19 protein-coding genes and 1 tRNA gene are annotated in these 22,768 nt (G+C 40.5%); 16 read left to right on the top strand and 4 right to left on the bottom strand.

Annotated features, from left to right (window positions below; genetic code table 11):
- The 14 genes from nosZ to NMK93_RS17275 all read left to right on the top strand — a co-directional run bounded on the left by nosZ (position 1) and on the right by NMK93_RS17275 (position 14,224).
- Positions 1-1,989 carry a Sec-dependent nitrous-oxide reductase gene (gene nosZ, locus NMK93_RS17340; RefSeq protein ID WP_185213017.1) on the top strand — a complete coding sequence of 663 codons (1,989 nt, stop codon included), beginning with the start codon at positions 1-3 and terminating at the stop codon, positions 1,987-1,989.
- Between the two features lie 12 nt (positions 1,990-2,001).
- Positions 2,002-2,613, top strand: a complete 612-nt coding sequence (locus tag NMK93_RS17335; RefSeq protein WP_197700953.1) for a hypothetical protein — start codon at positions 2,002-2,004, stop codon at positions 2,611-2,613.
- Positions 2,600-3,049, top strand: coding sequence for a nitrous oxide reductase accessory protein NosL (locus tag NMK93_RS17330; protein WP_214648454.1), 450 nt, complete (start codon positions 2,600-2,602; stop codon positions 3,047-3,049). The genes NMK93_RS17335 and NMK93_RS17330 overlap by 14 nt, the downstream gene beginning before the upstream one ends.
- Before the next feature lie 10 nt (positions 3,050-3,059).
- A complete protein-coding gene (locus NMK93_RS17325; RefSeq protein WP_254528969.1) occupies positions 3,060-4,304 on the top strand; it encodes a nitrous oxide reductase family maturation protein NosD in 1,245 nt (414 codons plus the stop codon).
- A gap of 2 nt (positions 4,305-4,306) precedes the next feature.
- Complete coding sequence (locus NMK93_RS17320) at positions 4,307-5,026, top strand: ABC transporter ATP-binding protein (RefSeq protein WP_185213015.1); 720 nt, start codon at positions 4,307-4,309, stop codon at positions 5,024-5,026.
- 7 nt (positions 5,027-5,033) lie between these two features.
- Entirely contained in the window at positions 5,034-5,801 is a 768-nt protein-coding gene (locus NMK93_RS17315) for an ABC transporter permease subunit (protein WP_254528971.1), read from the top strand.
- A gap of 86 nt (positions 5,802-5,887) precedes the next feature.
- A complete protein-coding gene (locus NMK93_RS17310; protein ID WP_254528973.1) occupies positions 5,888-6,703 on the top strand; it encodes a DUF2249 domain-containing protein in 816 nt (271 codons plus the stop codon).
- 10 nt (positions 6,704-6,713) lie between these two features.
- On the top strand, positions 6,714-7,985 hold the full coding sequence (locus NMK93_RS17305; RefSeq protein ID WP_254528975.1) for a hypothetical protein: 1,272 nt from the start codon (positions 6,714-6,716) through the stop codon (positions 7,983-7,985).
- Positions 7,975-8,304, top strand: coding sequence for a metal-sulfur cluster assembly factor (locus NMK93_RS17300; RefSeq protein ID WP_254528977.1), 330 nt, complete (start codon positions 7,975-7,977; stop codon positions 8,302-8,304). The genes NMK93_RS17305 and NMK93_RS17300 overlap by 11 nt, the downstream gene beginning before the upstream one ends.
- Before the next feature lie 18 nt (positions 8,305-8,322).
- Positions 8,323-9,108, top strand: a complete 786-nt coding sequence (locus tag NMK93_RS17295) for a FixH family protein (protein WP_254528978.1) — start codon at positions 8,323-8,325, stop codon at positions 9,106-9,108.
- Positions 9,109-9,155: 47 nt separating this feature from the next.
- Positions 9,156-11,174 carry a TonB-dependent receptor gene (locus NMK93_RS17290; protein ID WP_254528980.1) on the top strand — a complete coding sequence of 673 codons (2,019 nt, stop codon included), beginning with the start codon at positions 9,156-9,158 and terminating at the stop codon, positions 11,172-11,174.
- Positions 11,175-11,282: 108 nt separating this feature from the next.
- Entirely contained in the window at positions 11,283-13,400 is a 2,118-nt protein-coding gene (locus NMK93_RS17285) for a ribonucleoside triphosphate reductase (RefSeq protein WP_254528982.1), read from the top strand.
- Positions 13,381-13,566: an anaerobic ribonucleoside-triphosphate reductase gene (gene nrdD, locus NMK93_RS17280; protein ID WP_095067913.1), complete on the top strand. Its 186-nt coding sequence runs from the start codon at positions 13,381-13,383 to the stop codon at positions 13,564-13,566. The genes NMK93_RS17285 and nrdD overlap by 20 nt, the downstream gene beginning before the upstream one ends.
- Entirely contained in the window at positions 13,547-14,224 is a 678-nt protein-coding gene (locus NMK93_RS17275) for an anaerobic ribonucleoside-triphosphate reductase activating protein (RefSeq protein WP_254528984.1), read from the top strand. Before nrdD ends, NMK93_RS17275 begins: the two co-directional genes overlap by 20 nt.
- 58 nt (positions 14,225-14,282) lie before the next feature.
- Here the strand turns inward: NMK93_RS17275 and NMK93_RS17270 are convergent, their stop codons facing one another.
- Both NMK93_RS17270 and NMK93_RS17265 read right to left on the bottom strand, forming a co-directional pair.
- The gene (locus NMK93_RS17270) at positions 14,283-15,524 is read right to left on the bottom strand and encodes a DUF4374 domain-containing protein (RefSeq protein WP_254528986.1); all 1,242 of its coding nucleotides are present in this window, start codon (positions 15,522-15,524) and stop codon (positions 14,283-14,285) included.
- Positions 15,525-15,543: 19 nt separating this feature from the next.
- On the bottom strand, positions 15,544-18,021 hold the full coding sequence (locus NMK93_RS17265) for a TonB-dependent receptor plug domain-containing protein (RefSeq protein ID WP_254528988.1): 2,478 nt from the start codon (positions 18,019-18,021) through the stop codon (positions 15,544-15,546).
- A gap of 136 nt (positions 18,022-18,157) precedes the next feature.
- Here NMK93_RS17265 and NMK93_RS17260 point away from each other — a divergent pair, with 136 nt between their 5' ends.
- Entirely contained in the window at positions 18,158-19,216 is a 1,059-nt protein-coding gene (locus NMK93_RS17260; protein ID WP_254528990.1) for a helix-turn-helix transcriptional regulator, read from the top strand.
- Here the strand turns inward: NMK93_RS17260 and NMK93_RS17255 are convergent.
- On the bottom strand, positions 19,176-19,841 hold the full coding sequence (locus tag NMK93_RS17255; RefSeq protein ID WP_254528991.1) for a hypothetical protein: 666 nt from the start codon (positions 19,839-19,841) through the stop codon (positions 19,176-19,178). The genes NMK93_RS17260 and NMK93_RS17255 overlap by 41 nt on opposite strands.
- A 232-nt stretch (positions 19,842-20,073) precedes the next feature.
- Positions 20,074-20,145 (bottom strand) — tRNA-Glu (locus tag NMK93_RS17250).
- Positions 20,146-20,259: 114 nt separating this feature from the next.
- Here NMK93_RS17250 and NMK93_RS17245 point away from each other — a divergent pair.
- Positions 20,260-22,746 (top strand): beta-N-acetylhexosaminidase, encoded by a 2,487-nt coding sequence (locus NMK93_RS17245; protein ID WP_254528992.1) that lies wholly within the window; start codon positions 20,260-20,262, stop codon positions 22,744-22,746.
- Positions 22,747-22,768: the final 22 nt, after the last annotated feature.

The raw sequence follows: 22,768 nt of genomic DNA, 5'->3' as shown, positions 1-22,768 counted from the left end.
ATGGAATTTAAAAAATATTTTCTATCAGGGATTGCTGTGGCCACGCTGCTCACTTCATTCCAAGCTTGTAAGCCCAAAGGGGCCGGTGAAGCTGTCAGTGGTAATGCCGCAGAAAAGACCTATGTCGCTCCAGGAAAATACGATGAGTTTTACAACTTCGTATCAGGTGGTTTCAGCGGACAGATGTCTGTATACGGACTGCCTTCAGGACGTTTGTTAAGGGTCATCCCGGTATTCTCCGTGGATCCTGAAAAAGGATGGGGATTCAGTGAAGAAACGAAACCTATGCTGGAAACTTCCCATGGTAATGTGCCTTGGGATGATTTGCACCACGTTCAATTATCAAAAACCGACGGTAACTATGATGGTCGTTGGGTATTTGCCAATGCCAACAATACACCACGTATTGCGCGTATCGACTTGACTACCTTCCGTACAGCAGAGATCCTTGAACTTCCGAACAGTGGGGGTAACCACTCATCACCTTATATCACTGAAAATACAGAGTATGTGGTAGCAGGAACGCGTTTTTCGGTTCCTTTAGATGGTGAAGGTGGCGACGTGCCTATCAATACCTTTAAGCAGAACTTCCGTGGTTCATTGAGCTTTGTCAGTGTAGACAAAACGAGTGGAAACATGGAATTATCCTTCCAGATTGAAACTCCTGGAGTCAACTACGATTTAAGTCGTGCTGGTAAAGGTGTATCTCATGGTTGGTTCTTCTTCTCTACCTATAACACTGAACAAGCAAACACCTTGTTAGAGGTAAATGCGTCTAAAAATGACAAAGACTTTGTTTTAGCAGTAAACTGGAAAAAAGCAGAGGAATATTTAAAAGCTGGTAAAGGTAAAAAGGTTACTGGTCTGAAATATGCCCACAACAAGTACGATGAAAAATCACATACTTCTTCTACTGAATTCAAAACGGAAACTATCGTCTTGAAGGCAGAAGAGTTAGAAGGATTGTGTTACTATATCCCTTGTCCTAAATCACCTCACGGTGTAGACGTTGACCCTACGGGTGAATATATTGTCGGTTCAGGTAAACTTGCCGCTTTAATTCCAGTATTCTCATTCGATAAAATCCAAAAAGCGATTGCTGGAAAACAATTCGAAGGTGAATTCGGTGGTATTCCAATCATTAAATATGAAGCAGCATTACATGGCGAGGTAGAAAAACCAGGTTTAGGTCCATTGCACACTGAGTTTGATGAAAAAGGAAATGCGATCACTTCATTCTTCGTATCCTCAGAATTGGTGAAATGGAATGTGAAGACTTTGAAAGTTATTGACCGTGTTCCAACTTATTATTCAACAGGTCACTTGATGATCCCTGGTGGTGATACCAAAAATCCTTATGGAAAATATGTGGTTGCTTATAACAAGATTACAAAAGACCGTTTCCTTCCTACAGGACCTGAATTGTCACAAAGTGCGCAGATCTTTGATATTTCAGGAGACAAGATGCAGTTGATCTTGGACTTCCCTACAATCGGTGAGCCGCACTATGCGCAAGCAATTAAGGCAGACAAAGTCGTAGACAAGAGCGTTAAGATCTTCAAAATCGAAGAAAATACGAACCCACATGCTACAAAAGGAGAGAGTGAAGCTCGCGTAGAACGTAAGGGTAACCAAATCCATGTTTACCTAACTTCTATCCGTTCCCACTTTGCACCTGACAATATTGAGGGTGTTCAATTAGGCGATGAGGTCTATTTCCACGTAACCAATATTGAGCAAGACTGGGATATGCCACATGGATTTGCCGTAAAAGGAGCCAAAAATGGCGAGCTTTTGGTTATGCCAGGAGAAACCCAGACCTTAAAATGGGTACCAGACCGTGTTGGTGTGTTCCCATTCTATTGTACGGACTTCTGTAGTGCATTGCACCAGGAAATGCAAGGTTATATCCGTATTTCGAAGAAAGGAAATAATGTTCCGTTGACCTACAGCGTTGGCACAAACATGCCTAAAGAGAGTACTAACTAAAGCTACATAGAGATGAAATCTACAAACAACTTGTCAGTCTTGCACCGTGTCTTATTGGTACTATGCGGCCTGGCTTTAGTAGCAGTCATCTTCCTTCCGATTTGGCGTATTGAGCTGGATGCAGCTCAATACCCAGAAGGGTTGGAACTGCAGATATTCAGCCATAAATTGTCTGGACAGGTGGATATCATCAACGGATTGAACCATTATATCGGCATGAAAACCCTACATAAGGAGGATTTTAAGGAATTCACAGTCCTTCCTTATATCATTGGATTCTTTGCATTGGCCTTTACCGTTGTCGGTCTTGCCAACAAAAGAAAGTGGGTATACTATTTATTTGGAGCATTCTTGCTATTTGGGATTGTAGCCATGGTAGACTTCTATGTTTGGGAGTACAACTATGGACATAACCTTGACCCGAATGCACCGATCAAAGTACCAGGAATGTCCTATACTCCTCCATTGATCGGCTATAAAAAGCTGTTGAATTTCGGAGCTTATTCCGTTCCCGATATTGGTGGTTGGATTTTTATCCTTTGCGGAATTATTTTGGCTTTTTGTGTCATTCAAGAATGGCGCAAAACGAAAACTTCTAAAAAACTTAAAAATGAACAGAACTAAGATATTTCTTATCTGCTTGAGCAGTGTCCTTCTGATCATGTTTGGATTGCAAGCATGTCAAGGCAATAGTGAACCAAAGCCCATAAAATATGGCTCTGACCAATGTGCTTATTGCAAAATGACTATTAGCGATGCTCGATTTGGCACACAGTTGCAGACTAAAAAAGGTCGAGTTTACAATTTCGACGATGTACAATGCATGATTTCCTTTGTGAAGGAAAGCAACGTGAAAAAGGAAGAGGTTGCAGCCTATTTTTTACCGGATTATAGCAGTAATAAATTGTTGCCAGCAGACAAGATGTTCTATTTGAAAAGCGAAGAGCTGAAAAGCCCTATGCGTGGAAATATTGCAGCCTTTGAAAAGACAGAGGATCTGGAAAAGACAAAAGCTGAATTAGGAGGTACCGCCCTTAGTTGGGAAGACCTTTGGAAATAAAACCTGCATCATGGGAAGATCAGTTTGGAAGATATTTAGTGCGTTGATTTGTTTATTTATGGTAGGTGGCATGTCTCATGCCACTACCATTAGAGTAGGCAAAAATCATTCGGTGACATCCATAAAACAAGGGATTGCCCTGGCAAAAAAAGGCGATACCGTACTGGTTCAATCTGGAACCTATAAGGAGGGAAATATTATCATCGACAAAGCTATCAGCCTGATCGGTGAGGGTATGCCGACATTGGATGGAGATAAAAAACATGAGCCAATCTCCGTAAAATCACCCTTTGTCAATATTCAAGGATTTAGGATCAAGGGCTCTGGACATTCCTCCATTAATGATGTGGCGGGAATAAAAATCTACAATACCCATCATGTCAACATTATCAACAATGTATTGGATGATAATTTCTTTGGGGTCTATTCCCAAAACTCCAAACATCTGGAGATCAGGGGTAACAAGATCCAGGCTTATGGAACGGCCGAACAATTGATTGGCAACGGTATCCATGGTTGGAAATCGGACAGCCTACTCATTGAGAACAATGAGATCTTAGGACATCGGGATGGCATCTATCTAGAATTTGTAACCCATACCCATGTCAACAAAAACCGCTCAGAAGGCAACCTGAGATATGGCCTGCATTTCATGTTTTCACATGACAACAGCTATATAGAAAACATATTCCGGGCAAATGGTGCCGGAGTGGCCGTTATGTACACCAAGAATGTACATATGGAGAACAATAAATTTGAAGAAAACTGGGGGGATTCCGCTTATGGTCTGCTCCTAAAAGATATATCAGACAGTAAAATAATCAACAATACATTTGATCGCAATACCGCCGGAATTTTTATGGAAGGTTCCAATAGGATCCAAATCGAGAACAACCTTTTTCAAGGAAATGGATGGAGCGTAAAAATCCAGGCGAGTTGTATGGACAATGATTTTAAGAATAATAATTTCTTGCAAAACACATTTGATGTGGCAACCAATGGAACGTTGACCCTTAACAATTTTGAAAATAATTATTGGGATAAATATGAAGGCTATGATCTGGATAAGGATGGGATTGGGGATATTCCTTTCCGCCCAGTAAGTTTATTTTCCATGTTGGTCGAGCGCTATCCATCTGCCATGTTGCTTTTTAGAAGTTTTATGGTGACGTTGTTTGATCGTACCGAGAAGCTTTTGCCAAGTTTGACCCCAGAAGGGTTAAAAGATGAGAAACCACGTATGAAATCAGTTTAATTATGATCGAAATCCAACATATTTTCAAAGACTTTGGCAAGTTTAAGGTGCTGAAAGACATTAACCTTACCTTGAATGGAGGGGAGTGTGTCGCCTTGATCGGTCCAAACGGAAGTGGAAAAACCACGCTAATCAAATCTGTTTTGGGGATGGTGGTGCCGAGTGCTGGGATCATCAAATTTGACGGCGAGAATATCCAAAACAAATATTCTTACCGAAAAGAGATCGGCTATATGCCACAGATTGGACAATATCCAGAGAATATGAGCATAGGTCAGGTATTGGATATGATGAAAGATATTCGAAAGATGCCAGAAGATCAGTTAGATCTAGACTTATACCACGCGTTTAACTTACCAGCATTGTTGGATAAACGTATGGGCACGCTGTCTGGAGGGACTAGGCAAAAAGTCAGTGCATGTTTGGCATTTCTATTTAATCCAAAGGCCTTGATCTTAGACGAACCGACGGCCGGACTAGATCCTCTTTCCTCCGAAATATTGAAAAGTAAGATCCAGAAGGTCATGAATGAAAATAAACTGATCATTATCAGTTCACATGTGCTCAGTGACCTGGACGATTTAGTTTCCCAAATCATTTATCTGCAAGAAGGGAAACTGATGTTCCATAAATCACTTCAACAGTTAAAGATAGATACAGGTACAGATAAATTGTCTAAAGCAATTGCGCAGGTCATGTCTGTTCCAAATCAAACTAAATAGGCTATCCATGAATAAAATTATACGCTACGTTTTTGTTGATTTACTGAGAAATAAAACCATCATTTTCTATACCGTTTTACTCTTTGCCCTTTCAGTAAGTGTGTTCAGTATGGAAGATAATTATGAAAAAGGATTGGTGAGTTTATTGAACATTGTACTTTTTGTAGTTCCTCTGGTAAGTATCGTATTTTCAAGCATATACCTCTATAATAGTGCTGAATTTATTTGTTTATTAGTGAGTCAACCCCTGAAGCGGGGGAATATTTGGCTGAGCATCTTTGCAGGTCTGGCAGGTACCTTATGTCTATCCTTTTTTATAGGCGTAGGGATACCAACCCTCATTTATGCTTTCAGCAGTTCTGGATTAATTTTGGTCGGATGCGGGTTATTGCTTTCTGTGATCTTTGTGTCAATAGCCTTGTGGACCTCTGTATTGATTCGGGACAAATCCAAAGGTATCGGACTTGCAATCCTCTTGTGGTTGTATTTCGGGTTGCTGTTCGATGCCTTGGTCTTATTTATGTTGTTCCAATTTTCGGACTACCCAATCGAGAACTTTATGGTTGGATTGTCCATGTTCAACCCCATCGATGTCTGTCGGATCATGATCCTCTTACAACTCGACCTTTCTGCCATGATGGGCTACACCGGAGCAATTTTTAGAGACTTCTTTGGAAATGCACTAGGCATGGGCCTAACCATGGGCGTCCTGTTTTTGTGGGCGAGCATTCCACTATGGCTGTCGGTCAGGTATTTTAAAAAGAAGGATCTATAGGAGCGAGTACGGCAATTGGTACAATGCCAAACAAATGACAGGTCCGATTGACGGTTTTATACATTGTCATAAAATTCATTTTTGCCATGATAATCAATCAATTCACAAAAATCTCAGAGCTTATCAAAGCTAATGAGTTGTGCATTGATGCCATTGCATCAATAGCGAAACCCTTACGGAAAATCAAAATTCCAATATTGCGTAAGGTCTTGACTCCTCGTGTCAATATCATGGAAGCTGCAAAGATTGCAAACTGTTCTGTAGATGACTTTAGACGTGTTCTGGAGCCACTGGGTTTTACATGGGAAGAGGCTTCTGGGCCCAAGACTTCTGAATTAGAGAAAGTACAAAATAAACCAGGCTGGCTACTGGAATGTGAACAGATTGTTCGATTGGATGTCAGGCCAATTCTAGATGCTGACCGTGATCCTTTAAAAGAAATCATGGCAGCTTATAAATCACTTCCTGAAAAGGCAGTTTTGGAAATCATCAATACATTTTTGCCATTCCCACTTATTAGCCGACTGGAAGATAAAGGCGCATTCAGTTATACCGATGAAGTTTCAAAAACGGAATTTCATACTTATTTCTATAAGCCAATGGGAGAAAAGGCGGTGACCAAAATAGAGTCCATGATATCGTTTGTATCCTTTGATGTGATCGAAGGGATACTGAATAAGAAGAGTTTCGATATGGTAGAGTTGGATGTTAGGAGTTTGCCAATGCCACAACCTATGGAGCGTATCTTGGAAACCTTGGGCCAATTAAAAGCGAATGAAGGCCTTTTTGTCCAACACAAGAAAGTACCCCTTTACCTGTTGGAAGAATTGGGCAATCTACCTTATCGGGTATTTGTCAGCGAAATTGCCGAAGGAGATGTGAGAATATTAATTCATCCTTAAGTAAAGAGATATGACTTTAAGTTCGATGGATAATGCCACTAAAGGATATGTAGTTGTGCCATTTTTTGCTACGGCGGCTATCTTTTTCCTAGTTTTCAGCATCCTGTTGGTATTGACGGGGAGCCAAATCCTAGGACATTATTTTCAACCTAAGGTTCTAGCTATAGTCCATACCCTAGCCTTGGGGTGGGGCACCATGATCATATTTGGGGCAGCCTATCAATTAGTGCCGGTCATATTTGAGCAAACTCTGTTCTCCCCTAAATTAGCTTTGTTCAGCTATTTCCCGTTAACCGTAGGTAGCTGTCTCTTGATCCATAGCTTTTGGAATTTCCGTACTGATTGGGTCCTGATTTTAGGCGGGTCCCTAGTTTGCTTGGCTTCTTATATCTATTTCCTGGTCATATGGATGACCAGTAAGAACCATGAAAAATCGTTTGAATTCAATCTGTTTTTCATGTTTTCCGCATTCTGGTTATGTTTCACTACAACTGTAGGATTATTGCTGGCCATTAATTTAGGGCATCACTATATTTCCAAGAATCATTTAGACATTTTGAAACTGCATGCCCATGCTGGTTTAGCGGGATGGTTTCTACAACTGATCCTCGGGGCAGGGGCAAAGATGATCCCCATGTTCGTCATGGGTAAATCAATCAAGAGAAAAGCATTGTTTATTTCTGTTACCCTGATCAATACAGGGTTGATCATGTTCCTGGTTCACGGATATAGAAATCAAGTGGATTACAAACTTCTGCTATGCGGAACATTGATCCTTGCGGGTGTCATTAGTTGGGGGGTATTTATTCAGGACTGTTTAAAGAACAGGCTTCGAAAAAAAATAGAGATCCCTATCAAGCATAGCTTATTATCCATTGGTAGTCTGTTTGCTGCTTTTGCAAGTTTGCCACTCGTAATTAATCAAGAGTCAGGGAATTGGGTTACCCTCTATATGGTTTGGATATTCTTGGGTTGGATAACGGGAATAATCTTGGGTATGACCTTTAAGACCCTGCCATTTATTATTTGGAACATTCAGTATAAAAACTTGAACGGAATGGCCAATGTGCCCATGCCGAAAGACCTATATAGCCATCAATTATTAAAGGTCCAATACATCCTGTTCCTTGCAGGTTTATCACTGACCTTGCTGGCGGTTGGCTTCAAAATCAAATGGTTGATCACTGTCAGTTCTATCCTATGGGTCCTTCTTTCCGTTTCTTACTTAATGAATGTTTTGAAGGTGCTGACTCATAAGAGGAAGGAGGAATATGGAAGTTGATTTTACATCTCCGTTTGCTTCGGAGCAATTGAAGGCGATGCAATCGCTGATGTTAGTCATGGATCCAGAACTTGGGATAAACATCATTGATATGGGCTTGGTCTATGGATTTGATTTTACAAAGAGCGACAAGCTACAGATTCAAATGACCTTAACGACGCCCTATTGTCCGATGGCAGGGTCCATCACACAGGCGGTGCAAAAAAGTATGGAAAAGACCTTTCCTGACCGAGTAATCATATTAGAACTGGTTTGGCAACCGGAATGGTCACCTGATCTGATGACCGAGGCGGGAAGGGAACAATTGAATAGACAATAAAACTAAATTAATACTACTATGAAAAATGTAATCTATGTGATCTGTTGGAGTTTATTTGCTCTGACGATGGCTTCTTGCCAAAAGGACGATGGTTTGGAGAATCCTTTGGAAGATAAAATGATCATTGCTGAAAAAACGATAAATGCCTCAACGCAGGTCCAGCTCTTGGCTGATAAGGACCTGGTTGTAGGTTTTCAACAAGTTTATATCAGAGTTTTGAAAGATGGAAAATCTAATGCTACAGATAAGATAGAATTTTCTCCAGTCATGGATATGGGTACCATGAAACATGGTGCACCTACCGGTAAATTTGCATTCAATTCTGCCGTTGATGCCTTCCAAGGTTTTGTGGTTTTTACCATGCCTACTGCGGATAATGGAACTTGGGCAATTGACCTGAAAATCAATAATGAAACGCTGAACTTTCCGGTCGTGATCAAACCTGCAGCCACGCGTAATGTTCCTGTGAAGTCTTTCACTGCACCTGATAATAAACGCTACATCCTGACCTTGGTACAACCTTCTTCCCCAAAGATTGGAATCAATGATTTGGAAGTGATGGTTTTCTGGAGGGAAAATATGTTTTCATTTCCTGTTCAAGATGGATTGACATTAGATTTCCATCCCGAAATGACTTCCATGAACCATGGCTCCAGCAATAATGTAAACCCACAGGGTTCAGGTGCAGGAATTTATAAAGGAAAAGTGAATTTCAGTATGTCTGGAGATTGGAGATTATTCTTCAATATCAGCAAGGGTGAAACCCAGTTAGGGAAAGATGTCTTTCTAGATGTTCTTTTTTGATAATAAGGATCAATAAAATTGTTAGGACTCGTTAAAATTTAGGGCTTATGAAAAGGGTTTCTTTTATTTTAAGTTTTTGCTTCCTTGCGGCTGGACAATTTGTTCAAGCCCAGCATCATCATCATGACACCTTGAAGAATGTTGCCATTGAGGAAGTGGTGGTAAGTACTCAGGTTTCAGTAAATAAGCAGCTTGAAAATGAACAACGAGCTTCTAAACAAGCCAATATTGACCAGATCTTGGACAGGATAGCTGGGGTACAGATGGTTCGCAGGGGCAATTATGCCTGGGAACCAACCATCCGTAGCCTAAATGCTGCGCAGATCAATCTGACAATTGATGGAATGGCGATTTTTGGAGCATGTACCGATCGTATGGATCCTATCAGCTCTTACATTGAGCCCAGTAACTTGAAGCAGATCAATGTGAATATTGGCCCATCATTCAACAGCTATGCTGGGGGAATGGCCGGAGGAATGAACTTCAAACTTGCCAATCCAGAACTTTCCAAAGTACCTCAATTGAATGGAATGCTAGGGACAGGTTATGAATCGAACTCACAAGCTGTTCAGACCTTGGCATCACTGCAATATAGTTCGGATAAATTTGCATTCCTCGTGAACGGAATTTTTAGAAAAGCACAGAACTATAAAGCGGCGGACAGGACAATTGTTCCAAATTCGCAGTTCCAGAAATGGAATGGATCTATTGCTGCGACCTATAAGTTGAATTCCAAGAATCAAATACTTGCCCAATATCTTGCCGATTATGGTCAGGATATTGGGTATCCTGCATTGACCATGGATGTTGCTTTTGCCAATGCAAATATTGTTTCCCTGACGCATGTCTATAATGCCGGCAAAGTAGGGCTGAATGAAATTCGATCTAAGATTTATTTCAACCATATAGACCATGCTATGGATGATAGCAAAAGACCTGCGGAAACTGTTCCGATGCACATGGATATGCCCGGTCTGTCATGTACTGCTGGCTTTTATTCCGAGTCGGGATATCAGTTTGCCAAGCATCATTTGCAAGCAAGGCTAAATGGATACATCAATAGGTTGACAGCCAATATGACCATGTATCCAAAAGAAGGTAATCCTATGTTTATGTTTACCCTGCCCGATGTACAGCGAGGTTTGCTGAGCTTGGACCTGTCAGATAGATACTATCTGAATGAAAAATGGATGCTGGATTTTATGGGAACCTATAGCTTAGCGAACTCCAGTATCTATAGCCAGCAAGGGAAAGAACAGCTATCTAGCTTAACAGATGCTCCTCTCGATGGTTCAAATCACCTTGGAAACATTAACCTGACCGGCCATTATCATCCATCTGCCAATTTGCATTGGATGGCAAAGATTGGATATGCGAACCGCAGTGCCAGTCTTCAGGAATATTATGGGTTCTATCTGTTCAACCGGTTGGATAGCTATGATTACCTAGGTAATGTGGATCTGAAAACCGAGAAGTCACTACAGGCAAGCTTTGGTCTCAGCTATCAGCTTCCTTGGCTTAGATTGGAGGCAAATCTGTATAACTACTATTTCAGGGACTACATTGCCGGAAGGATTAATCCTGACTTTCATGTGATGACCATTGGTGCTACTGGGGTGAAACAACATCAGAATTTGGAACATGCCAATCTGATGGGGGCTGAAATGGCCATGAAGATCAAGTTCTTAAAGAATCTGGAGTGGTTGAGCACCATAGCCTTTTCCGAAGGAAAGGATTTTGAAGGCAATTACCTGCCGTTGATTTCGCCTTTTACCAATAATAATACTTTCCTCTTTAACCATAAGGGCTATGTGGCGCAATTTGAAGTAAGTTATTTTGCTAAACAAAATAAAGTGAGTACCGCCATTTATGGGGATACCGCTACACCCGAAGCAACCTTGTTCAATGTTGCGGTGCGGAAGGCATTCCAAATAAAGCAGCAAAAACTAACCGCTAATTTAAGGTTGGAAAATATCTTTGATAGATATTATTTTCGCCATCAAGATATCATGAAGATTGCTAGACCTGGCCGTAATTTAATAGCCCAGATCAACTTTTCTTTCTAATTTTTTGCACAAAATAGGCCTTTATGTTTCGCCTCATAAAATACTGGGGCTTTTGTGGTTAGCTTTATGTAATTCTTGAAATCTATCTCTCATTCTAAAACCATGCCTATGAAAAACGTGATCAAACGTGATGGTTCTCTTGAACTTTTTCATTCCTATAAAATTGAAGATGCCATAAAAAAGGCATTCGAAAGTGTGTCTGTTCCTTATGATGAGCAGATCATAGAAACCATTCTGGACGAACAGCAAAATGCCGACCTCTTGGATGTTGAAGACATTCAGGACGTCATAGAAAGAAAGCTCTATGCAGCTGGATATTTTCAGGTGATGCGTTCATTTATGTTGTTTCGCCATACCCGAAAATTACAACGTGAGCATATCGATCGTTTTGTAGATTCCAGTACTTATGTGGATAGTAGTCATGCTGTCGAGGAATACATTTACCAAAACGACTGGCGTATCCAAGCGAATGCCAATAACTCATTTTCCAATGCCGGTTTGGTGAACAATACTGCTGGAAAGATCATTGCCAATTACTGGTTGGATAAGGTTTACAATAGGATTGAAGGTCATGCCCATCGTAACGCTGATATCCATATACATGACTTGGATTGTTTAACCGGTTATTGTGCCGGTTGGAGTCTAAGGGTGTTGTTGGATGAAGGTTTCAATGGTGTCAGGGGTCGGGTTGATAGTAATCCACCTTCGCATTTCAGGGAGTCCCTGGGCCAGATGGCCAATTTCTTGGGCATTCTGCAGAGTGAATGGGCAGGAGCTCAGGCCTTCAGTTCGTTTGATACCTATCTTGCACCTTATGTCTTTAAGGATTGCCTAAGCCAGATTGACGTCAAGAAAGCTATCCGTAGCTTCGTCTATAACCTGAATGTTCCTGCTCGTTGGGGGCAATCTCCATTTACCAATATTACCCTCGATTGGAATGTCCCACAGGACTTGAGGGACCAAATCCCTACCAAAGCAGGAAAACATCTGTTCAGGGGCATCAATAATGAAGTCTTGAAAACATTGGCGCTTGAAAGAGGCGTTCAAGAATTGGAAGATTTGACCTATAAACATTTCCAGCCGGAAATGAACATGATCAATCGGGCTTATTATGAAGTCATGACCGAAGGCGATGCAAATGGACAGCCTTTTACATTTCCTATCCCTACCGTGAACATCACAGAGGACTTTGATTGGAACGGAGAAAATGTGGATGTCCTGTTTGAGAACACGGCCAAGATCGGTTCCTCTTATTTCCAAAACTTTATCGGTAGCCAATATTTTATTGATGAAAATGGAGATCGACAGGAAAATCCGGATGCCTATAAACCGAATGCCGTACGGAGTATGTGCTGCCGTTTGCAACTTGACCTTCGGGAATTGCTGAAACGTGGAAATGGTCTCTTTGGAAGTGCCGAGATGACCGGCAGTATCGGTGTGGTAACCATTAATATGGCCAGATTGGGTTATCTGTACCAAGGAAATAGGGATGGTCTGTTTGCCCGACTGGATGAACTGATGGAAATCGGACGTTCGACCCTCGAAAAGAAAAGGAAATTTATTCAGGAAATGTACGATAATGGTTTGTATCCATATACCAAGAGATACCTTTCCCATTTCAGGAATCACTTTTCGACCATCGGTGTCAATGGGATGAATGAAATGATCCGCAATTATACTGGCAATCAGGAAAATATTGTTTCGGATTGGGGGATTGAATTTGCCAGTGAGATCCTGGATTATATCCGCGAGCGCTTGAAAAAATTCCAAGAAGAAACCGGCAATCTATACAACCTGGAAGCGACACCTGCTGAAGGGACAACCTATCGTTTTGCTAAAGAAGATAAAAAACGCTTCCCTGATATTCTACAGGCTGGGCAAGATCAACAGATATATTATACCAACAGTTCCCAAATTCCGGTAAATCATACGGACGATCCATTTGAAGCATTGTTGCTGCAGGATCAACTGCAATGTAAGTATACCGGTGGGACGGTATTGCACCTGTACATGCGGGAAAAGATCAGTACTCCTGAAGCCTGTAAGCTGTTTGTAAGGACCGTATTGAGCAATTTCAGATTGCCTTATATCACGGTAACTCCTGTATTTAGTATCTGTCCTGTGCATGGATACCTGAATGGGGAACATGAATATTGCCCAAAATGTGATGATGAAATCGTGAATCAATATAATTTAAATAGTGAATATGGAAACCATGAAGAATGAAAGATTGCTATTGTTGCAGCAACATCAGCAAGAACGCAGTAAATGTTTGGTCTATACTCGTGTAATGGGGTATCATAGACCTGTTGAAAGTTTCAATATCGGTAAACAAGGAGAGCATAAACAGCGGACCCTGTTCCAAGAAGGATATGGCAAATGCTCTATATGATATAACTCCTTTTACCTTATTGGATTACCCTAATAAAGCAGCCTGCATCCTTTGGTTTGTGGGCTGCAATATGCGTTGCAAATATTGTTATAATCCTGATATCGTATTTGGTAAAGGTAAGATTGGCATCGATCAAGCTGAAGCTTTCTTGAAATCTCGAAAGGGCCTATTGCAAGCGGTTGTCTTTAGCGGTGGGGAATGTACCATGCATCCAGATATGATGTCCTTGGTGAAGATTGCCAAATCTTTAGGATACCTCATTAAAGTCGATACCAATGGGGCAAGACCAAAGCTGATCAAAAGCCTTATTGACAATGATCTTTTGGATTATGTAGCGCTCGATTTCAAGGGCTTGGGACAACGTTTTCATGAAATAACTGTTTCTGGTTCCTTCGAAGCTTTTGAAGAAACATTGGATATCTTGTTGAATGCCAACATTCAATTTGAAGTCCGAACAACTGTGCATTCCCAATTGCTATCTGCCGCTGATCTGCAGGAAATGTTGAAATTCTTGGAGGATCGCGGTTATAGGAATAATTACTATATGCAAAAGGCCTTAAACAATGTGAAGATGATTGCCGAATTGGGTGATTCGAATTATAGGGATGAAGAATTGAGATTCGGGGACAATGGGCTGAGGATAATTGTAAGGGGCTAGAAAAAAAACCAGACCAGGAATTGATCCTGACCTGGTTTACTATTACCATAAACAAATTTTATTTCTTTTCAATAAAGGCTGCTGCCTGAATTTCATTGGCATCTTTGACAACCAATCCTTTTTTAGCAGTACCTGTTTGAGGATCGATAGCATAGAATTGTGGGAATTTATCTAGTTCCGTTAGTCCGACATAAGCTTTGCCTTCAAATACATATGGCCAGCTAAGTCCCGATGGCATATTGTTGTAGGTTGGGATTCCCTTTACCCAATTGAATTTTTTCTCCTTCATGTTTACCACCGCATATTGGGAGGAAGCATCCATTCCAGGTTGCTTTCCAGCTTCATATTTCTTGTTGTAGAATTCAATCAAGAATATATCATCCAATAATGGCCACACTTTACTGAACCTATAACCAGCAGATGCTGCTTCTAAATCCCAGAAGTACCCTTTGTCGAAAGTAGTTTCGCCTTTTCTGATAACCAAAGCTCCTGCTTTTTTAGTTCCGAAGTTATTGCCCGAGAAAACATAGACATCACCATTAGAAGCAACACCGATTTGGGAATATCTAGCTGAACGGTAAAAACCTCCAGAAATAGATAGACGTGAATCGCTATAGACCGCTTCGGTCTTTAATGTTTTAGCGTTTATTTTTGCTACCACAACATTGTCGATATCCGTGTTTTCGTGGAAGTGCAGACTGGTATAGAATGCATCGTCTTTACCATCTGCTAATCCTATCAATGCGGCATTCTTACCTTCGAATCCATTAAATTGATTGACTTTGAACGTTTGGAATTGGGGTTCTCCCGCTGAAAGTCCAATACGGTTCATGGTTCCTACGGTTTTATCAGCAGCTCTATATCCACTCATGATGGTATAGGCATAATCACCAACAACACCAGCCGTTACGAATCCGTTTTGGATTTCGAATTGATTCCCCACAGTCATGGCAGCTCCAGATGGATTAATAGTGAAACGTTGCCCTATATGTGCATCTCCACGTCCGTATTTGATTCCAACCAGGCCTACATGTCCATATGACATAAACTGCGTGAATGTATTTGTGAACTCCAAACCGGTTCCTTTTGGTGAAATACTGTCTTTTTCGTTTGCCAAAGAGTTTGCAGGAAGGAAGTAAGTAGCGGTAGTTGAACCAGGGACCGATACAGCAACCAGAAATTTACCTTCTTTGTTCTCCTTTACAGGTGTTGGAGGTACTGGGTTTTCTTCTGTACAGGCAACTAGGGTTAAAATTGCCATTGCATAGATCCATGATTGTTTGATTAATTGATTTTTCATTTTTATGAAATTATTGATGTTAATTTATTGATGAGTTATTGCGTTTTATAAAGTAATACCTAAGTTTTACAGCGAAACTTCTTCCCGGTTTTTGTAAGCTGTAATTATCATAGAGCATGGCGTCTGCTAGGTTTCTGGCTTCCACACTGATATTGTATTTACCGTTTTTAAGCATGTAGCTTGCGGAGAAGTCGCTATATAATTGCTGAGGTACAATTGCTTTGGATGCCCTATCGGCATAGGCATAGGAATGCAGGTAGATTTTGTCCACAAAGTTTAGGGTGTAATTGAGGTTTAGGGTATTTCCTTTACCGAAAAGGTTGTGGAAGTAATAGGTGGCATCAACATTCCAGAAGAAGTAAGGCAGATTGGGCATTCGGTAACCATAGTTGCCATTGGGTTGTGTTTCGGCAAGGTTGGAGAAAGGGGCCTTGTCCCTGATATCCATGTAAGTAAATGTACCTCCTATAGAAGCCCTGTTTTTATAGTATAGGCGTGCTTCAAAATCAGTTCCCCATCTGGTCACTCGCCCGTGGTTCCTATTTTGGAATACAGTTTCACCATTTATTGCATCTCCTTTTCTGCCTGGCAATCGTTGGATGAAATTATAGGTGTCCCTATGGTATCCCGCCCAGTCAAGAAACAAGCTGTATGAAGGGCTGATTTCCTTGTTGAAAGTAATGCCCAGGTTATAATTGTTGGACTCTTCCGGTTGTAACGTGATGTTTCCTTCATCTAAAAGCTCATCGCCAAATAATTCGCGATCATTCGGCAATCGATATGCCTTTTCAGCAGAGGCTTTAAATTGGAAGTCTTTATAGAAATAATTGCTCGCAATACCGTAACCTGTTTTAGAGGCGTTTTCCTGTCTTTTAGAAGTTATTAATTCCTCGTTGGTTTGTGGGCCGGTTGCTCTGTTTAAGTAATGCTTTCCAAATACGATGGTGTTCCATTTTTTCCTGAAGGTAAATCTGTACTCAAAGCCCAAAGAATTCTTTAGACTTGTTCTGGTCATGCTATCTGCTGCATTTGGAAGTTCTGGGTAAAGGTCATTTGCAATACTTTCCAGATTTGGTTTTCTGGAATAAAAGGAGAGGTTGTTATTGATGCTAACAGAATGACTCTTGTTGATGCGGTAACCGATACCTAGGGATGCTGATTGGTTGCTGTTAGAATATTCCGCCATTCCTAGACTTGCTTCACCATAAGCTGCATTGACCCCTCTTAGGTCCGCCATTTTCTTTTTAGAGCCATCCCAACTGTACTTATAAGCAGAAGTATCTATACTCCCAGCTTTTTCGTAGTTGTAATTCCCTGTTGCTCGGACGCTTAATCCTTCAATTAATAGGTTCCTTTTGTCATAAACGAAAGAGGGCAGGATAGATTTGCTGAATGCAGTCCTTTCGCCAAACACATACCTCATTTCAGACCCATGTTGGATATCTCGATGAACTTGTCCCATCGTTAACCCAAATAACATTCTGTCAGCCCATTTCTTACCAACCACACCTACTTTGGCGATTAAGGTCTCGTTCCTGTAATGATCATGAAAGCGTCTGAACCAAGAAGAGTCTGCAGACCATGCAGATCCGGTTTGCCAATTATCTCCTTCGGATCCAGGTGAATTGTCCTTAGCAAAAATCCGGTATGATGTCTTTACATTATAATTGTTGTCAGAATAATTTTGAAAAGCATTCAATTGGAGTGAGACTCCCGATTTGAAGGTGTGGTTCAAACTGAGGTTACTTCTCTGGGTATTAAAAGATCCATAGGAATAGGATGCATCCAGGGATGTATTGGCAGACTGGTTGGTGACTATATTGATAACTCCACCTAATGCGTCTGAGCCAAATTCAATAGGCACAACTCCTTTGTATATTTCAATGCGGTCAGCGGCATTCACAGGGATATTGTTCAGTTGAAAGGCAGACCCCATTCCCTCCATAGGCACTCCATCGATGAAGACTCGGATGTTTCTCCCAGTAAAGCCGTTCAGGGTAATGTTCATATCGGAACCAACACCTCCCGTTTCACGAATTTTTACGCCTGAAGCCTTATCTAATAGATGCGCTAAATCTAATGTGGAATTGTACTGAGATTTTGCATCTATGGCCACCACATTGAATGGAGTTTCGCGGACTTTCTGTACCGCACTTTTTCCCTGAACCACAACTTGATCTATATTGGTACTTGGGTCAATCTCAAGATAGAATACCTGATTGATGTTTTCATTGTCATGAACCTTTATCCGCCTAAGCTGACTTTTGTATCCTATTGCTGAGACTGAAAGTTCATATTCACCTGCAGAAGTCGACAAGATAAACCTACCGTTTTTATCAACTTCTGAATGGTGGTCGGTTTTACATATGCGTACAGAAGCATGGTCGATCACTTGACCTTTCTGGTTGAAAACATGTCCAGTTATTTTTGATGATTGAGGGAAAGCTTGGAGGGCTGATAATCCGATAATAATTATCAGGAGTAACACTTTTTTCATTGTTGAGTAAAATATTGAAATAACTATTAAAACTTTTAGTTATAAATAACCTATTGCTATTTAGATTAATTATAAATAACTTTGCAAAGTTATAGTTACAATAGAAAATATTTAGCGAAATCCGGGACAAAAAGTAATGAAAAAAGGGATGGTAGTGCGTTCAGAAATCACTGAATTGAGACGAGTTTTATACGACAATTTTATAGAGGACAATCCAACAAATGATGATAAATCAGTATACGACAATCAATTTGACTATGAACAGAATGGGATAACAGTATGCTGCAAAACACAGCTTGCAAAAGGATTGCATATCGCCGAGGTTAACCTGGATACTTGCTGTTCACTGACCAATACATGGTCGACCGAGAAACCCCATGTCCGCTTCTTCTTTTATCTGAAAGGAAACTCACATGTGAACAATGGCGCTGGAAATGAAAGCTATTCACATCGGATAGGGATGCTACAACGGAACTTTTTAGATACCCAAGGGGGAGGAGGAGAGATTGTTATAGAGAAAAATGATCAGGTACATTATATCATCATAAAAATGACCTATTCTTTTTATTTGCAATTATTAAAAGATGAAGAATGGATAGACAACGACCCGTTTCATCAATATATTCTGGGTGGAAAACCTGAGAATCGGCCGAATGAAACGTTATTTATGGATTTAGGTATCTTGAAAATCCTGCAGGAAATCATGAATAATGAAAGTGTTGTCCATCATCGCTATCATTACCTGAAGCTTAAATTGAAAGAATTGCTGTTTGTGATATATCAGAAAACCAATACCGGAGAGGTTGTCCCAGCGAAGGGTTCTAATTCAAACAATAGACTTGAAGAAATTAGATCTTTCCTTGTTCAAAATTTAGAAAATCCTCCATCAAGTGCAGATTTAGCAAAGCGGTTTATGCTGAATGAAAGAAAACTAAAAGCAGATTTCCAGAAAAAATTTGGAAAGACCATTTACGGTCTTGTTATACAGATGCGTATGGAGAAGGCTATACAGCTTTTGTATGAAAACTTAAATGTTAATGAGATAGCATGTATTTTGGGGTATAGCAGTGTTCCACATTTCATCAAAGTGTTCAGGACTTACTATGGCGACACCCCAAAACAGTTCATGCTAGATATTCATAATAAGAGTACGTCTATTCCTCAATCCAAGCTTTTATGTAATCATATTCAATGAGGGTAACTTCATCGTTATTGTCTGTGTAATTAGCAGCTCCAAGTCCAATTTGGTCTAAACCTGATAGACCACTGTTGTTCCAGGTATAGAGCCGCGTATTATTAATAAAGAAATCAACTTTGCCATTTTCAAATTCTATCCGTAAAATATTAGTTTTTCCTATTCCTTGAATGGCAGATGATTTAGTCCAATCCTGTATCAGGTTAAAATCTCCGTCGATATGTTTGAAAACGGTGTAGCCAATATTAGCATTTAAAACTATCCAAGATAAATAGCCCTTTTCCAATCGACCATAAAATATCGCAGGATCTCCTACTCCTGCGGTTTGTTTATATCCTATCTCGAGAATTTGTTTTTTAGCTTGTCCAAATATGCTTTTTGGAGCAGTATTCCCATTGACATGATTTGAATTAATCCTATAACTTACCACATAATGGCCATCTTTCTCTTCAGAATTGAACCCCTGGTTTTCATTTCCAGTTACCCATCCGCTATTCCCATTAAAATTCTCCTCATAGACTAAGGTTCCATGTTTACTTCCATCTTCATCCTTGCTACAGGAAGCAAATAGGACTAAACAACAAAAAGGGATTATTGAGCTCCATTTAATTGATTTATTTTTCATGATCTTCTAATATTACAATGTGACTTAATTCATTCGAATTTCTAAGGTTTTATAGGCAGCATTCGATATTATAAAATTAGAAGAGAGCCAAAAGGCAAACAATACTTAAAAACCATTAATTTTTGGGAATTGATAAAGGGAATTTTAGGGCGGGAAATAGGCCATTGGTCTGAATGATATCTACCAATTTCTTTAAACCAAAAAAGCGACCTTTTCAAGTCGCTTTTTTCTGTAGCCCGTAGGGGAATCGAACCCCTGTTTCAAGAATGAAAATCTTGCGTCCTAACCCCTAGACGAACGGGCCGTTTTGTTTTCCGGTGTGCAAATATAGAATTTACTTTTATTAACACAAAATATTTTTCATAAAAATTGCTGATTCCCTTTTAAGGTGCTATTTTTAAGCTGTAAACTACATCATATGAAACTAATTAAAACCCTAAGTCTCTGCGGAATTCTTTTGTTGGCTGGCCAAGTGCAGGCCCAAAAGAATAATCTGGAAGTAAAATGGGATTTCAATGAAAATTATAACCCCAAAGATAATCTAGCACTAAAGATCATTGTAAAAAACAATGACATGCAGAATTTGAACCTTAAAGGATACAACCTTTGGTTCAATTCCATGTATCCCATTGAAGAGAAAAGTGTGGATGGTTATTCGATACATAACCGCAACGGAAACTTATATTCCATCGATTTTACGGATCAATCCTTCATCAAAGCGAAAGACTCCTTGGTGATCGATTATAAATCACCCTATCCAATTACCCATACCTCCCTTACTCCAAATGGTTTTTACCTTCAAAACAGAGATAATCCCAAGGAAATCATCAATATCGGACATCCGCAGGTGATTCCGCTGCATCTCAGTTCCGAGGAACAGAACAAATTTCTAAACGAACTCTTTGAAAAGAATGCTTCTAGGATCTCTTCGGGTGAGCAGTTGATTCTTCCCACACCTGCCCATATCAAAGTAGGTAAAGGGACTTATAAATTCAATTCCGATGTCAGTTACTATGTTCATGAACATTTCAACTTTGCTCTAAAGCCTTTCCAGGAACTCGCTCAGCAACTGAGCCAATTCAATTTTGTCAACGGAAATGAAGGGGATGCCAACATCAAGATCCTCTATAAAAAAGGAATGGCTAATGAGGAGTACAATCTAAAAATAGACAACAGAGGCATTTCTATTGAAGCGAGCGAGCCAGCTGGAGCATTCTATGCTCTACAATCCATCAAGTCCTTGCTTACTGCAGAACAATTGAAGGGCAAGGCAGATGTAAGCCTTCCGTATTTGGAAGTCAATGACAAACCAAGGTTCGAATACCGTGGTTTTATGATGGATATAGCCCGTAATTTTAAGGGTATTGAAACCATCAAAAAATACATTGATGTATTGGCTCAATTGAAGGTCAACAAACTCCATCTGCACTTCATTGATGATGAAGGTTGGCGATTAGAGATCCCATCCTTACCGGAGTTGACAGAAATTGGCTCCCAACGATCACCTTTCTATCAGGACGGGACGAGTATTCAACCTGCCTATGGATCTGGAACGAACGTGACTGAAGGTCATTTCTTGACCAAAGCCCAATTTCAGGAAATATTGAAATATGCTGCGGCAAACTATATCTCCGTCATTCCAGAGATTGAAACGCCAGGTCATGCACGAGCTGCCATCAAATCAATGGAAACTCGGTACAACAGGTTAATGAAAGCTGGTAAAACCCAAGAAGCAGAAGAGTTCTTACTTTACGAAGCCGAGGACAAATCCGAATACAGTTCGGCGCAATACTGGGACGATAATGTGATGAACCCGGCCTTGCCTTCCGTTTACCGCTTTTTAGACGTTGTATTGGACGATATCAAGAAGATGTATGATGAGGTTGGCTTGAAGTTAGAGGTGGTTTCCCTGGGAGGAGATGAGGTTCCAGCGGGTTCATGGGAGAAATCTCCGGCCATCCAGGCCCTGATGGAAAAAGAAGGCTTTAAAACTGTTTATGAGGTTTGGCCATACTACGTCAAGAAGATCAACGAAATCTGTGCCTCCAAAGGGTTGATCATGGCTGGATGGGAAGAGTTCGGAATGGTCAATAAAGGCTCTGGAATGGTAGTCAATGAGGAGTTGGCTCATCTCAATATGCATCTTGATGTATGGAACAACGTAATCGGGGGAGGCCATGAGGATTTAGTCTATAAATTGGCCAATGCTGGATACAAGACCATGTTCATCAGCGCAGCTAATCTCTACCTGGATATGGTCTGGGACCGTGATTTCAGGGAGCCTGGATTAAAATGGGCCGCAATATCCGATCTTTATCATTCCTTTTCATTGTTGCCTGAGAACTTTTTCTCCAATATGGCCATTACGGAACCTGGCAAGAAATTGGAACCGAAATACCTGGCTTCCAAAGTAAGGTTGACCGAAAAAGGAAAATCTAATCTCTTAGGTATTAAAGCCGCTCTTTGGGCAGAGACCGTATTGACCCCAGAACGCATGGACTATATGTTGTTCCCAAGGTTATATGCTTTGTCTGAGCGCGCTTGGGCTCCTAAAAGAGTGTGGGAGGAGGACTCCAAATTTGATAAGAAGGCCTTTGCTCAAAGCTATTCCGATTTTGTCAATAAAGTAGGAAAGAAGGAACTTCCGAAACTGGACCTAATCGCTGATGGGTTCAACTATAGATTACCTTCCGTAGGCGTTGTCCAAAAAGGGAACAAAATCCAAGCAAATATTGAATATCCAGGCTTTGATATCTTCTATACCCTTGATGGTTCAGAACCTAATTCAGGATCACAGCGATTCCCTATAGATGGAATCCAGGTCAAAAAAGGAGACAAGATCAATTTGGCTGTAGTAGACGATAAAGGCAGGATAGGAAGAGTATCAACCTACCTAGCCCAATAAAATACTATCAAAATGCAGAACA

Source organism: Sphingobacterium sp. LZ7M1, assembly GCF_024296865.1.
Lineage (GTDB): Bacteria > Bacteroidota > Bacteroidia > Sphingobacteriales > Sphingobacteriaceae > Sphingobacterium.
This window is presented reverse-complemented; position numbering and strand designations above follow the sequence as displayed.

Coding starts and splice junctions, on each gene's coding strand:
- nosZ (WP_185213017.1), top strand. CDS start 1: ATGGAATTTAAAAAATATTTTCTATCAGGGATTGCTGTGGCCACGCTG.
- NMK93_RS17335 (WP_197700953.1), top strand. CDS start 2,002: ATGAAATCTACAAACAACTTGTCAGTCTTGCACCGTGTCTTATTGGTA.
- NMK93_RS17330 (WP_214648454.1), top strand. CDS start 2,600: ATGAACAGAACTAAGATATTTCTTATCTGCTTGAGCAGTGTCCTTCTG.
- NMK93_RS17325 (WP_254528969.1), top strand. CDS start 3,060: ATGGGAAGATCAGTTTGGAAGATATTTAGTGCGTTGATTTGTTTATTT.
- NMK93_RS17320 (WP_185213015.1), top strand. CDS start 4,307: ATGATCGAAATCCAACATATTTTCAAAGACTTTGGCAAGTTTAAGGTG.
- NMK93_RS17315 (WP_254528971.1), top strand. CDS start 5,034: ATGAATAAAATTATACGCTACGTTTTTGTTGATTTACTGAGAAATAAA.
- NMK93_RS17310 (WP_254528973.1), top strand. CDS start 5,888: ATGATAATCAATCAATTCACAAAAATCTCAGAGCTTATCAAAGCTAAT.
- NMK93_RS17305 (WP_254528975.1), top strand. CDS start 6,714: ATGACTTTAAGTTCGATGGATAATGCCACTAAAGGATATGTAGTTGTG.
- NMK93_RS17300 (WP_254528977.1), top strand. CDS start 7,975: ATGGAAGTTGATTTTACATCTCCGTTTGCTTCGGAGCAATTGAAGGCG.
- NMK93_RS17295 (WP_254528978.1), top strand. CDS start 8,323: ATGAAAAATGTAATCTATGTGATCTGTTGGAGTTTATTTGCTCTGACG.
- NMK93_RS17290 (WP_254528980.1), top strand. CDS start 9,156: ATGAAAAGGGTTTCTTTTATTTTAAGTTTTTGCTTCCTTGCGGCTGGA.
- NMK93_RS17285 (WP_254528982.1), top strand. CDS start 11,283: ATGAAAAACGTGATCAAACGTGATGGTTCTCTTGAACTTTTTCATTCC.
- nrdD (WP_095067913.1), top strand. CDS start 13,381: ATGGAAACCATGAAGAATGAAAGATTGCTATTGTTGCAGCAACATCAG.
- NMK93_RS17275 (WP_254528984.1), top strand. CDS start 13,547: ATGGCAAATGCTCTATATGATATAACTCCTTTTACCTTATTGGATTAC.
- NMK93_RS17270 (WP_254528986.1), bottom strand. CDS start 15,524: ATGAAAAATCAATTAATCAAACAATCATGGATCTATGCAATGGCAATT.
- NMK93_RS17265 (WP_254528988.1), bottom strand. CDS start 18,021: ATGAAAAAAGTGTTACTCCTGATAATTATTATCGGATTATCAGCCCTC.
- NMK93_RS17260 (WP_254528990.1), top strand. CDS start 18,158: ATGAAAAAAGGGATGGTAGTGCGTTCAGAAATCACTGAATTGAGACGA.
- NMK93_RS17255 (WP_254528991.1), bottom strand. CDS start 19,841: ATGAAAAATAAATCAATTAAATGGAGCTCAATAATCCCTTTTTGTTGT.
- NMK93_RS17245 (WP_254528992.1), top strand. CDS start 20,260: ATGAAACTAATTAAAACCCTAAGTCTCTGCGGAATTCTTTTGTTGGCT.